General features: G+C 59.4%; 12 protein-coding genes and 1 pseudogene. 9 read left to right on the forward strand and 4 right to left on the reverse strand.

Annotation, left to right across the window (positions count from 1 at the left end):
* The 4 genes from NKH59_RS03485 to NKH59_RS03500 form a co-directional block, all read left to right on the forward strand.
* Positions 1-731 (forward strand): glycosyltransferase family 4 protein (locus tag NKH59_RS03485; RefSeq protein WP_353020927.1); only part of this gene is annotated, 731 nt, incomplete at its 5' end.
* 540 nt (positions 732-1,271) lie between these two features.
* Entirely contained in the window at positions 1,272-2,585 is a 1,314-nt protein-coding gene (locus NKH59_RS03490) for an amylo-alpha-1,6-glucosidase (protein ID WP_353020930.1), read from the forward strand.
* Complete coding sequence (locus NKH59_RS03495; RefSeq protein ID WP_353020932.1) at positions 2,558-3,439, forward strand: amylo-alpha-1,6-glucosidase; 882 nt, start codon at positions 2,558-2,560, stop codon at positions 3,437-3,439. Before NKH59_RS03490 ends, NKH59_RS03495 begins: the two co-directional genes overlap by 28 nt.
* A 626-nt stretch (positions 3,440-4,065) precedes the next feature.
* The gene (locus NKH59_RS03500; protein ID WP_352997928.1) at positions 4,066-4,959 is read left to right on the forward strand and encodes a hypothetical protein; all 894 of its coding nucleotides are present in this window, start codon (positions 4,066-4,068) and stop codon (positions 4,957-4,959) included.
* 322 nt (positions 4,960-5,281) lie between these two features.
* Here the strand turns inward: NKH59_RS03500 and NKH59_RS33465 are convergent.
* A pseudogene (locus NKH59_RS33465) lies at positions 5,282-6,302 on the reverse strand (IS110 family RNA-guided transposase).
* 657 nt (positions 6,303-6,959) lie between these two features.
* On the opposite strand from NKH59_RS33465, the gene NKH59_RS03515 reads away from it, so the two are divergent.
* Entirely contained in the window at positions 6,960-7,265 is a 306-nt protein-coding gene (locus NKH59_RS03515; RefSeq protein WP_352470477.1) for a hypothetical protein, read from the forward strand.
* A gap of 728 nt (positions 7,266-7,993) precedes the next feature.
* On the opposite strand, the gene NKH59_RS03520 is transcribed toward NKH59_RS03515, so the two are convergent.
* Entirely contained in the window at positions 7,994-8,593 is a 600-nt protein-coding gene (locus NKH59_RS03520) for a type IV secretory system conjugative DNA transfer family protein (protein ID WP_353021097.1), read from the reverse strand.
* A gap of 129 nt (positions 8,594-8,722) precedes the next feature.
* On the opposite strand from NKH59_RS03520, the gene NKH59_RS03525 reads away from it, so the two are divergent.
* Positions 8,723-9,091 (forward strand): ArsR/SmtB family transcription factor, encoded by a 369-nt coding sequence (locus tag NKH59_RS03525; protein ID WP_353020937.1) that lies wholly within the window; start codon positions 8,723-8,725, stop codon positions 9,089-9,091.
* Positions 9,088-9,576, forward strand: a complete 489-nt coding sequence (locus NKH59_RS03530; protein WP_353020940.1) for an SRPBCC family protein — start codon at positions 9,088-9,090, stop codon at positions 9,574-9,576. Before NKH59_RS03525 ends, NKH59_RS03530 begins: the two co-directional genes overlap by 4 nt.
* Positions 9,577-10,248: 672 nt before the next feature.
* Here NKH59_RS03530 and ligD read toward each other — a convergent pair.
* A complete protein-coding gene (ligD, locus tag NKH59_RS03535; protein ID WP_502908671.1) occupies positions 10,249-10,446 on the reverse strand; it encodes a non-homologous end-joining DNA ligase LigD in 198 nt (65 codons plus the stop codon).
* A gap of 61 nt (positions 10,447-10,507) precedes the next feature.
* On the opposite strand from ligD, the gene NKH59_RS03540 reads away from it, so the two are divergent.
* Entirely contained in the window at positions 10,508-10,984 is a 477-nt protein-coding gene (locus NKH59_RS03540) for a KOW domain-containing RNA-binding protein (RefSeq protein WP_352997924.1), read from the forward strand.
* Between the two features lie 357 nt (positions 10,985-11,341).
* Here the strand turns inward: NKH59_RS03540 and NKH59_RS03545 are convergent, their stop codons facing one another.
* The gene (locus tag NKH59_RS03545) at positions 11,342-11,764 is read right to left on the reverse strand and encodes a KTSC domain-containing protein (RefSeq protein ID WP_353020943.1); all 423 of its coding nucleotides are present in this window, start codon (positions 11,762-11,764) and stop codon (positions 11,342-11,344) included.
* A gap of 89 nt (positions 11,765-11,853) precedes the next feature.
* On the opposite strand from NKH59_RS03545, the gene NKH59_RS03550 reads away from it, so the two are divergent.
* Positions 11,854-12,363: a ferritin-like domain-containing protein gene (locus NKH59_RS03550; RefSeq protein ID WP_352540049.1), complete on the forward strand. Its 510-nt coding sequence runs from the start codon at positions 11,854-11,856 to the stop codon at positions 12,361-12,363.
* The last annotated feature ends 53 nt before the right edge of the window (positions 12,364-12,416 follow it).

Genomic DNA, 12,416 nt, shown 5'->3' on the forward strand with positions numbered 1-12,416 from the left:
TTTCCTTCGACCAGCGCCGGCCCATGCCGCCCGTCAATTGGGTTGGAACCGTGCATCATGGCCTACCCCGCGATCTTCTGCCATTTCACCCGAACACCTCCGGCTATCTTGCGTTTCTCGGTCGCATCTCGCCGGAAAAGGGGCCGGAAGCGGCCATACAAATAGCAGCGCGGGCCGGGTTTCCCCTGAAGATCGCCGCCAAAATCGACAAGGTGGACCAGTCGTTCTGGAAGGAAAGGGTCGAGCCGCAAGTGCTGCGGCATTCGAACGTGGAGTTCATTGGCGAGATCGATGAGCGGCAAAAGGCGGATTTTCTGGGCAATGCGAAAGCGCTTTTGTTTCCGATCGACTGGCCGGAACCCTTCGGTTTCGTAACGATCGAAGCAATGGCCTGCGGTACGCCGGTGGTTGCGTTCCGGCGTGGCGCCGTCCCGGAGATCATCGATGACGGTGTGTCCGGATGGATCGTGGATACGGTGGAGGAAGCCGTCGGCGCGCTCCGGCGCATAGACAGCCTCGATCGCGCACGAGTGCGGCAGACGTTCGAGAAGCGGTTCACGGTCGAGCGCATGTGCAGCGATTATCTGGCACTCTACCGAGCACTCACGAACACCGGGATAGCAACACTTGGGTCCGATCACCATGAGAGCATGCGCCGTCGAGCGCGCTCCGCGCCGTTACGGTTGCCTGCCCATGCACGGAATGGTCATCGCACGCCACCTGGTCCCTGAAGTGCCGCCGTATTCGAACACTCTGGTGCAGACGGTGCTGCCAATGTGGTGTCCATCGTTCTGGGCTGCGCGACTTCACGCCTTCGGGTCTAGCCTCGGTGGGAATATCGGACTCGCCTGGTTTTCAGAACCGCAGTGGTCGTTCGCAACGTGGAGCATGCAGCCAATGTAGGCCTCGCTCCGGGCGGCGCTTGCCCATATAACTGGGACGCACCTCTGCTCAGCCAACGGGCGCGCTTTAGGCTGGCCTTCGTTTATGGAGTGCAAAATGCGTTGCGCGGCCTGCCGTTCTCCTCGTTGACAGTCGCCCAGAATACACCAGTTTGATCTGAAGACACGTCGAAGGGTTGTCCGCCTCTGTTCGCGGCTAGGTGCTCGAGGCGGCAGATTGTTCGAACTCTCGATGGATGATTTTGTGACGGTCTGGGGCCAAGCGTTCAAGGCAGGCGTCAGTTCTCGTGGCCGAAGATCGCGATGCCGGCGCACAATGGCTGTTCAATCTGTTCCCGTGGATGCCGATCAAGGGTGACGATTGAACCAATGACGCTAGAGCTCACAGTCGGACCACCCCGCCTGGCAATTAACCAGGGACGCAGCTTCCTTGTCACCGAACCGGATGGCCAGATCGCCTGGCCGACGTACAACGGGTTGTATGCGTCTGACACACGCCTGATATCCAGCTGGCAGATCTTTGCCAATGGGCAACGATGGGACCTCCTCAATTCCGGAAACATCGCCTACTTCGCCGCCAAGATCTATCTGGTCAATCAGGCGTTCACTACTGAAACGAACCGTGTACCAGCAGGCAACCTGGGGCTGGTAATCGGCCGCGCCTTGGATGGGGGGCTGCATGAGGACTTTGAACTCGTAAACCACGGGCAAATGGCAGCGCGCTTCAATTTGGAAGTTGCCATGCGCAGCGACTTTGCCGATCTTTTCGAAGTCAAGGCCGACGCAATCATCCGCCGCGGACGTATCACCACGGAATGGTTGTCCAGAGCGGCGAGCCTTCGTACCTCCTACGTCAATCGGGACTTCAAGCGAGACGTCATTGCCAAGGTCCGCCGGACGGCCACAAGGCCCGTCTATGCCAATGGCCGGATCAGCTTCGACATCGAGCTCGAACCGGGCGCGACATGGCATGCTTGCCTTCTTTACAACTTTGGCAACGGCGAGACAATCTATCGGGCACCGCGAGCCTGCATTGACAAATGCCTCGAGTCGAAGGCTGCAAAACGCCTCGCGGGATGCCAAGGCAGCGCATTGAAGTTCCACTGTTCCAATGACGAATTTCACAGCTTCTATAATCAGGCGGTCGAAGACATGGCGGCGCTGCGGCTGCCGATCGAAGGCACGGACGAGCTCGAATACGTCCCGGCCGCCGGACTACCATGGTTCATAAGCCTGATCGGTCGCGACAGCCTGATAGTCTCGCTTCAGAATGCTTTGGTCTACCCAGATTTTTCGCGCGGTGCCTTGGACGTTTTAGGGCGATTTCAGGCCACCGAACGCGACGACTACCGCGATGCGGAACCGGGAAAGATAATGCATGAGCTTCGCAGCGGCGAACTCGCTCATTTCAATTTGATCCCCCATACGCCCTATTACGGCACGGCCGATGCCACCCCTCTGTATCTTATCGTGCTCCACAATACCTGGCGTTGCGCCGGTGACGCCAGCCTGCTCGAGCGACACATGGCAACGGCCGAGAAGTGCCTGGATTGGATTGACCGGTATGGTGACCGTGACGGCGACGGTTTCCAGGAATACGAAACCCGCTCGGTTGCGGGGTACGAGAACCAGAGCTGGAAAGACTCGGTGACGCCTTGGTTTATCCCGACGGCACCCTGGTGAAGGGACCCAAGGCGCTTTGCGAATTGCAAGGCTATGTCTATGATGCTTGGCAGCGCATGGCTGAAATCTTCGATGCCACAGGCGATGGCGCTCGTGCCGGGCAGCTTCGCCTCAAAGCCAAAAACCTGTTCGATCGATTCAACCAGGTCTTCTGGGACGAGGCGTCCGGCTTCTACGCATTCGCGTTGGATGGCGACAAGAAGCCGGTGCTGAGCGTCGCTTCCAACCCCGGTCACTGTCTTTGGTCGGGAATAGTCCCACCCGAACGAGCCGCCAGGGTGGTGCATAGGCTGATGAGGCAGGATATGTGGAGCGGTTGGGGAATCCGGACACTTTCGGCCGATCACCCGGCCTACAATCCACATTCCTATCAACGCGGCTCTGTATGGCCGCATGACAACGGGCTGATCGCGCTCGGCTTCCGGCGCTATGGCTTTTTCGCGAATGCCTGCCGCCTCTCTCGCGACGTGAGCAGCGCCGCAATCTACATCATGCAACATCGAATGCCAGAGCTGTTCGCCGGATTGTCGCGAACGCCCACGACTTTCCCCGTGCAGTATAAGGGAGCGAACGTTCCGCAGGCATGGGCAGCCGGATCCTGCTTTTCGCTTCTGCAGGCGATCATCGGCTTCCAGCCCGATGCTCCTAATGGCAAACTGTACATCGATCCCAGGCTGCCCGACTGGATCGAGGAACTCACCTTGAACGACATGCGCCTGGGCAACAACCGCCTCGAACTCCATTTCTGGCGCGTCGGCGCCGCGACCCGTTGGCAAGTACGCGGCGGCGATCCTTCACTGGTGGAAGCGCGAAGTTGTGCCACCGGGGCAAACTTGCGCTCGGCCTGCGTATGAGGTGAGCCCCGGCGGGTTCGCTCCCTGTCGCCTCGGCGGAGCAGATGCCTTCTTGCCCGTGAAGCGCCGTAACCAGCATCGTTGCGGGCATCATAGGGACTTCTCGTTCCGCATCTTAAATTCCTGGAGGCAACAATTCGTCTGCGGTCATTGGGCAGTTGCCGACAGCCTTTACGTCAAGATTGCGACGGTGGTCATTCGTCACCTCAAGCCCGCCTCGGAAGTGCTTAGCTGTCGTCCTTGTAAGACTTGGCGGCTTCATCGATCTTACGCCAATCGTTTCCGTGGCGCCGCACAAGCTCTCGCGCCTGGGCTGGCGATATACTTTGCGTTTCGACGATGTGGTTCACTTCCGTCTCCTCGCCTTTCAGGGGACGCGAGCGAGGGCCCGTTGGCAGTCCGGCCGTTGGGTTTTTTGCATGTCTTCTGGGCATGGATGGACCTCTCCTGGAGCAATATAAACGGTCCGGCGCAGCGAAGGTTTCGCCACGTTAGCGTGTTGAGCAGTTTCACCGATCGCCTCATCGGCTTCCCCTTGCAGGTCTGACTATACGTTCTGATGTTCTTGGACCCAAATGAGCTGCACCGCGTTGTTTGCGCGCATGCTGTGCTTCGCAATCTGACTGATGGAAAAATCCGACGCCCCTGCTGAACCGCAGACAACTCCTGGCGCCGAAGCGCGCTTTCCGTACGATCGTGCGGCGGTTGAGCGGTTTCGACAGAGATTCCCGCGCGCCAGGTGGAGTGACGAGCGCAGAACCTGGTTCGTGCCAGGAAAGACTGCAGCGCGGCGCATCCAGCGCTGGCTTGCGCAAGAGGCGGATCTACGAGCAGCACATGATGACAGCAAGGGACGGGATGCCTTCGCCTTCGATCCTCTGTCGAGCCGGTATCTGGAAGTCGCGGACGACCTTCGCATCCGCACGCCTTATTCGCGGACGGTTCTCGAGGAACTGCGAGCCGTTCCATGGGCGAGCTGGGACGACGAACTGCGGGCCTGGAGGGTGCCTTTCCGCTCATACGAGGAGTTGAAGCGCCATTGGCCAAGCATCGAAAGGGCCGCAGGCCGCGCAGAACCGGAGGAGAGGAAACGGCGACGAGAAGCCTCCAAAGACTCCGAGGAAGATAAGGCCGCCAGATTGCGGTATGCCGAACGCAGGCGACGTCGCTATCCACTGCCCCCAGACGATTTACCCCTGCTTGGCCGTGCCGTGGCAACGGAGCAATACGGTATCGTGGTCTTCACCGAGATTTCGGGTGAACTCGTGGACGCCTCGCAGATAGCAGCGTTCTATCCGCATTTGATCGAGGCGAACGTCGACCACGTCTGGGGCCGATGGCGTCCGGCGACGTTGGCTGAATTGATTAGAACATGGCCCGCTCGGCGTGCTGCCGGATTAGCGGAACGGCAGCGAGGCTGGTGGCAACCAACGCTGCCCGAACTCAGGATAGCTCGCCAAAGAGCTCGAAGCCTGGTGCGAAGAAGGGCACAAGGCTTATGGCATTGTTCTAGCCTTTGAAGCTGGGGCCGTTTTCCACCGTCTGTCCGGTTGCCTTAGTGTTGAGGTGTCACCCCGACCGGAGCCTTCGATGTGCAACGATTTGTCTGATTGCGATTGTCACCGCAGCTCCCTCTGCCAACTGCACGTCAAGTCCCGCGAGGCTCTCTCTTGTCTACGAGCTCGATGCTTGATCGCCTCAAGATGGTGGTCCGATAATCGAAGGCTGCTATCTACGAAAGCGTGCACTGGAGCACAATCGTTGCAGCGCAGTCACTTCGACCAGGTCCTTGCGGGACATCACTCTGCCTCAGGCAGATTCTGGAATTCGATTCACGCCAAATCAGTTGGCAGTCGCGGCTTTGCTCTCCCAATGATATTCGGTTCCGTCCGCCCAGACGCGATGCATGACGATGGCGAGCTTCCGAGCGACGGCCACCACTGTCCGCCGAAAGCCGCGTCTCTTCGCGACTGCGAGACCCCACGCCCTGATGCCCGAGTTCTTGGTCGAGCGCGTCAGTAACGCGAGACTGGCTTGGTAGGGGGTAGACCGCATCGCGACGTCACCACATTTGGAGATGCCGCTGTTTCGGTCGACCTCACCGGAAGCGTATTTCTTCGGCGTCAGGCCAAGGTGTGCACCGACGTCTCGAGAACGTTCAAAACGGGCTCATCATCAATGGTCGTGAGATAGGTCACGGCGGTGATCGCTCCGACGCCAGGGATGGTCATCAGCCGACGGCACGTTTCGTCCTTCCGAACCATGTCCAGCATCATCTTGTGCAACACCGCGCATTGCTGTCGAAGAGCCGCTCGGGCGATCAGCATCGGTTTCACCATGGCCGCCAGGCGAGGCGTGTTCTCGATCAGCTCTAGAACGCGCCCTTCGAAAGGGCCGGAGGTTATGCGACCGGCGAACTTGATGCCGAAAACACGGAGTGTCCCGCGGATGTCGTTCTCGATGTCGATCTGTTTCGTCTGAAGCGTAAGGCGGTTGCAGAGAAGCATCCGGATTTCCTGGCTCTCATCACTTTTGACATGGACGATGGAGAACCAGCCATGCGCATGCAGCCGGCGACTCCGGTCGTTCATGATCGGCATCGTCTTGGTCAAGCCCGCAGCCGCCGCGGATCGATGGAGATTGCGGCCAGTCCGCGTTTCATCAGGCCGTTGTACAGCCAAGCTGCGGTTGCGCCGGCTTCAAGCCCAACCTTTGCCAGGTTCAGATCGAGCCGCTCGAGCCAGTCGGCGATCTCGTTTGGACTCCGAGGCTGCTACTCCTTCCCGGAAAATGATACCATCCTCGTCGACCACACAGATTGCGGTTTCAGCCAACGACACATCAGACCGACATAGTGCTTCATGCCCTGCTCCCTTCTCGATCATCATATTGCGCGAAGCAGACCAAGACCTGGGAGCGACCCCAATCACCCCATCTGCGAACAACATATGGCTGAACATTGCTCGATGATGACGTCGCTGGCCTTGAAGTTCCCATGCATGAAACCGAACCTGACGTGCGCGTAGGCGCACGACACCAGCATCGATGATCCGGCTCCAATAACCCGCGTGGCAGTAAAGCCATCGACCGGCTTCTATGACGTTTGGAACGCACCGGCCGGACCTAGACTAACGGTGGGCGGGTGGTCAACTTCCCTTCCGAGGGAGCTTGGGAACAGCACACGATTCCTGCTTCCGGCGTGGCGTTCCTCGAATTTACTAGAACGATGTACCTGAACGCGAAAGATTCATTTCCGCTCCACGCTCAGCGTTTATGGCCATCGCCGGACTGCGATGAAGTCCGCCGCTCCGCTACCGCGTGGCGGGCGCGCCAAGGTCGTCCTGAACGTCAAACCGTTTGTGCAGAATTTTGACGCACAAGGCCGATCCGAGGCCAACTGGGAGTGCACACCAGCTTGGAATTGTGCGGAACCGTACGAAGTCGATTGCAAGCAACCAACCTGGTTGGCCGGGCATTAATTTAGCAAAGCGTGAATTAGGAAGGCATCGGGAGGAAGACCATGCTGCACGTTAACATGCCTCGCGAATTTGAGGTCGGCGATGAGGTGGCGCTGGCAGGTATCGTCATCGCGATTCTCCCCAGTGGGCGCGCCAGGGTGAGCATTCCTTCGTATGACCATCCTTATACGATTGATCCCCCACCGAAAGTCCGGGCCGGCGACAGAGTGGTTCTTGTTGGGGACGTCACCCGCGTCGATCGCGGGGTGAACAAACTCACTGTGCGGATTGACTGCGGCGGGGTGATCACTGTCGACAAGTCGGCGATTACTCGGCTGAGAAAGCACAACCGGACTTCAGCGGGTTGACGCTCCGGATACAGCGGCCGGTGTCGGCGCAGGGAAGATGCGAGCGCCTTTGAGCAGCCCAAGGGTGCGGCCGGATGGAGCGGACGAACCGATAGATGGGAGCTCGACGGCTAGGGCACGCGTCCAGCGCAGCGCCTCCCTGGCGTCTTCCGGGTTACTGGTGAAGCAAGTCAGATTCGGGCCAACGCAAGCGCGCTTCACCTGCTGTCCGCTCTCGGCAACAGGCGGCCCGCCCGTCCAAGACGCGTAGCATGTGCCTTCGCGTGAAGGCACCCGGGCATCGCGACCGATCGTAACCTTTCTCTGCAACGAGCGCCTGTTAGCCGATCAGCAATTTCAATCGCGATAGGCTCCGGTTGGTACGCATTGTGGAGATCACATGTTCGTCCCGGCCCGCGATGCCGGCAAAGGTCTGCTTCGGAGCGTCGCGCGGGAACTGCGCGACCTATTGCAGTGGAGTAAGCGTCCCCTTGGTTAACAACCCGGTCAGTGACGGCCATGCCGGTCGGTGACGGCCACAACCGCATCGACAACGCCCGCAACGGCAATCAAGTCGTCGCTGAAAGCCCGCAAGGTGTCTGTCACGACATAGCGTGCCGGCGAAGCTCCGCCCTGGCGACGGGGATTCGTTGTAGGCCGACCGGACGGCAACGCCGGCCAGATGAGCGAGAACTCGGTGTTGGTCTCGATCAGGGTCGACGTTCGTCGACGACCGTCGGCATTGCCGACTACGAGTCGAGGTCGTAGGGCTCGTGGCCCAGCTCGTTGTGATGAAGCGCCTCTGCCATACACCTGATATCGAACGCCTGGCCGCACGCCGGGCAGACGACATAATACTCCTCCTCCCGAAGTGGCGAAGCGTCGTGGTCTTGGGGAATGACGATGTCATCGTCGGGCATTGGGTCCTCCGGCAACCCGCCCGCTATGCTGGAACGCTTGTCGGCGGGATTTGTTTCAAAGTTATTGCGCCTGTCGAGGTCGAACTCATCGTCGCAGCGTGGCGTTCGTTCCGGCGCGATGTCTTCGTGTTCGGGAAGCTCGGGCTGGCGGCGAATGCCGCCATTGGCCGGATCCTCGTCCTGCTGATCCCTGGCAAGCCTCAGCTTGCGAGATTTGCCTTCCGGCTCAGCAAGAAGTGTCGTGTCGGTCCAGTCGTCAGGGCGAGCGTTCTGCGTTGTCCCTCCGGTCCTTGGTGGCGGCAAGACGCGCTCGGCAAGACGCGGGTCGGCAAAGTAGCGTGCCTTCTTCGCACGGACTGGGAACTGGCCCGAGATCATGATGATCGCCTCGGTCGGCGGCAGCTGCATCATCTCGCCCGGCATCATCAGTGCACGCGCCGTGGGCGGTACCGGCCTATCGGGTTCTTGTCGTCGCCCGCAGGCCCGCGGAAAATCCTGAGGTAACCGTGCGGTGGTCGAGGCGGGCGTGCTTTACATTTAGTCACCGAGTAGCGCGACATGGAACACTCCAGGTTGACAGCGCAGGCCCATCGATTTAAGTTCGCGTTAGTGGCCACTAACGCGAAACTTTGGACAGCGCTCGGAGACTCGACGAGGCGCACGATATTCGAATTGTTGGTCGAACAGCCTTGTTCGGTCAGCGGACTTGCTCGTGTGCTGCCTGTAACCAGGCCGGCGGTCTCCCAGCACCTGAAAGTACTTAAGGATGCCGGGCTTGTGGCCGACACGCGCTCAGGCAAGGAACGAATATACCGTATCGATCCGGACGGCCTAGCAAGTCTGCGCGCGGAAATCGATCAGTTCTGGAGCAAGACCCTGGCGAGCTACAAACTGGCCGTCGAGCACCCAAAGAAGGACCAGCCATGAGCAAGCTTCCTGCAACCGCGCCCGTAAGGCATTTCGTCGTTGTCGAGGCACCTATCGCGCGTGCCTTCAAGGTCTTCATCGAGGATTTCGGGAAATTCAAACCTCGCGAGCACAATCTTCTTGCCGTACCGATCGCAGAGACGATTTTCGAACCCTGGGTCGGGGGCCACGTTTACGATCGTGGCGTGGACGGCAGCGAATGCCGCCGGGCTCGTGTGTTGGCTTACAATCCCCCCAGCCGGCTGATTCTGAGCTGGGACATCAGCCCTCGGTGGCAGATTGAGAGCGATCTGAACAAAACCAGCGAATGGGAAGTCAGGTTCACGGCTGAGACGCAGAACCGAACCCGGGTTGAGATCGAGCACCGGAACCTCGAGCGCCATGGCGAAGGCTGGGAGGGCGTGCGCGTGGGGGTTGATAGCGATCAAGGCTGGCCGCTGTACCTGCGGCGGTTCCAGGGCCTTTTCCCCGGTGCGGCGGCCTGACCGTCCGCGCCCTTGCGAGCATCACTCGCAAGCACCGTCTGGTCCACTGCGATTCCAGGCAGTGGAGACAACATGGAAGTCTTATTGGTTAAGTCTTCTCGGCGTGCTCGCGCTCTATTTGCTATCTGTCGTATTGGCAGTCTACTCAGGTTCGTCAAAAGGGGTTTGCAAGAGCGCTGGCAGGACCGGTAGTCCCGGCAGACGACGACAACCGGCTCTATAGGATCGACCGCGTTCACATGAACTCGGTCGAGGCGCTGGCACAGGCAACCCGAAATGAGAACGGCCAAGGGCCTTTTGGCATCGTGCTGCGGCAGCGGTTGGACAGAACGCTTTCCTGCCGCGTGCGCTCGATAGACGAAGAGTGAAACGGAGGGACCGCAAAGGCTCGTCTTCCGTGATCACGGAATTACCTGAATCTCCAAGCCCACTATTATTTCCCGTGGCGGACCCCAACCCGCTGGGCCGGCGTCTACTTGGCATTTACCCCAACTGCCCCCAATGACGCCGGCCACTTGCCGTGGTCGCAGTGACGCCGGCGTTAAAGCCATCGCGCATGGGACTAACATCTCGCAATTGCTATCGGTGTTTGCGCGTGGACCAGGCCATCTCCGCCGGCCGACATGCCTCTCCAACGTAAACGCGTCTGGCAAAATTCCCTTTTCGAGCTGCTTAGATTGGAGCGGCTATCGGAAAGCCTGAACGAGCTCGAGGCGAGTAAACGCCGACAGCTGTGTTGCCGCGGCCTCTGCGGAGATAATCCAGAAAAATACGCCCACAACGAGCCGACGGCGCAGCCGGCAAAAGATAGCGGTCGGGATCTTTCTGAGGAGAATTGGAGGCGGGCAACCGAGAGTCGGCCAGAGCCAAATTGCGGTGCCGTATGTTAGAAACACCTTGAACATCGCCCAGTCCGCTCCAGACTCAATTCATGGCTCGCGGAATAGGCGTTGCTGACCAGGTGGCCATTACAGCCACGGTTCTGAGGCGGGTAACAGAGGACCGCGTAAGCGTCTCGATCCCACGTTACGACTTTCCACATTCCATCATCGATCACACCAAGGTGAACCGAGGCCAGCAAATCGAGCTAAGAGGCGAGGTCACGCGCATCGACGAGGACACCGTGACGATCGACCTCGGGCCATTGGTCACGGTCGACCGTGAGAAGGTCCGGTTGATGAGAACTATCGGCCGCCAAAACGACGAAAGGCATTTGCCGATGCCCCGGATTAGAACCGACAACATCGCGACAGGCTATGAGGGCAGGCCGCATGACGGGCCGGTAGAGGACGAGTCGAAGCACTTTGTGCGCTGCCCAGTCTGCGGCCAAACGTTCGACGCGCGCGATCTTGGACAGGTGTTCCACCACGCTGAGCCGCAGCACAAGGCGCTTCCGGTCGAGCAATAGTCCAGCAGTTGAGCTCCGGCGGCAGATCGACCTTGAACCCTTCAGCGCGCCAGCGACGTTGGATTCGGAGAAAATGGGTGACCTCAATACCACTCCAACTTCGTGCGATGGAATTTTCCCTTTGAGACAGGATGTACTGCGTGCGCCGAACCTTACCCGCGCCCCGGTGTTCCATCTGGGGCGCAAAAAAACCGGCCGCACACTGCCAGGGCGGCGGGACCGATCAAGCGCCTTTGCACCAGGCAGATGGGCTTTGCGAGTGCGCGCGGACCGAAAGCGAACCTAGAGCAACAGCGGCAACGCATCCGTCAACCGCCGGTTGGAGCGACAGGACGATTGAGCCACCGGCAGGTCAGGTCATCCCGGGTCGCTATCGCTCGCAACCAGATGGTAGCGGAAATTGTTGCGGATATGGTCGTTGAAATAGCGGCCCTTGGCGAACGCCGCCCGGAACGCGGCAAAGGTTTCCGGCGGCACTTCCTCAAACTCGTAGCGTTTGCCGCTGGCCACGAACCAGACCGAGAGGATTCTTCTGTGAGGATCGTATTCCGTTTTGCGTATCGATGTGGAGGGCATGACGGCGGCTCGAGTCGAAAAGCAATCAACGAGCGGAGAGGCCGTCGCGTTCCTTGTGACTATGGTGGTGCGGTGAGGCACGAGGCTCAATGCGGAGCGCCAGCGGTCGCGATCGGGCCGTTTTCCTTGCGCCGATCTTTCGCGGTCTTGGCCTTCCCCACGCATCGCTGCGGGATTTTCGCAAGGTGAATTGAGACCCGCCACGACACTGATCCTCTGGGACTATCAGGGCTGTTTTCCGGAACAATGTCTTCTTCTGAAAGTTTTTCCTTACATCGCAAAGGAGATTCGAAATGTCAGAAACGCGCGAATGGTTTGTCCAATGGCTTAGAGATGCTCATGCCATGGAGGAGCAGGCTGAAACGATGTTGAACGGGCAGTTGAGCCGTATTGAGAATTATCCCGAACTGAGCGACCGAATCCGACAGCACCTCGACGAAACCAAACAGCAGGCTGCTCGGCTGAAGACTTGTCTCGATCGGATGGACGAGGGCTCATCCATGATGAAGGATGCTGGCGGTAAACTGACGGCGATGGCGCAATCGCTGAGCGGTGTCTTCGCCGGAGACGAGGTGATGAAAGGATCGCTCGCGAGCTACACGTTCGAGCACATGGAAATCGCCTCCTACACGATCCTGATTGCCGCTGCTCGATCGCTCGGCGAAACCGAGGTTCTTCGGGCTTGCGAAGAGAATCTGCGAGAGGAAGTCGCGATGGCGGATTGGCTGAAATCCCGTCTTCCCTCCACGACCGAGCAGTTCCTTGCGCGGGCCGAAGCGGACAGCGACAGCGCCAAGCGGTGAGCGGGTGGGAACGTAGGGATCGTGAAGTGGATAATGGGGATTCGTCGGGCTAG

It is taken from the genome of Mesorhizobium sp. M0998 (assembly GCF_040318885.1).
GTDB lineage: Bacteria > Pseudomonadota > Alphaproteobacteria > Rhizobiales > Rhizobiaceae > Mesorhizobium.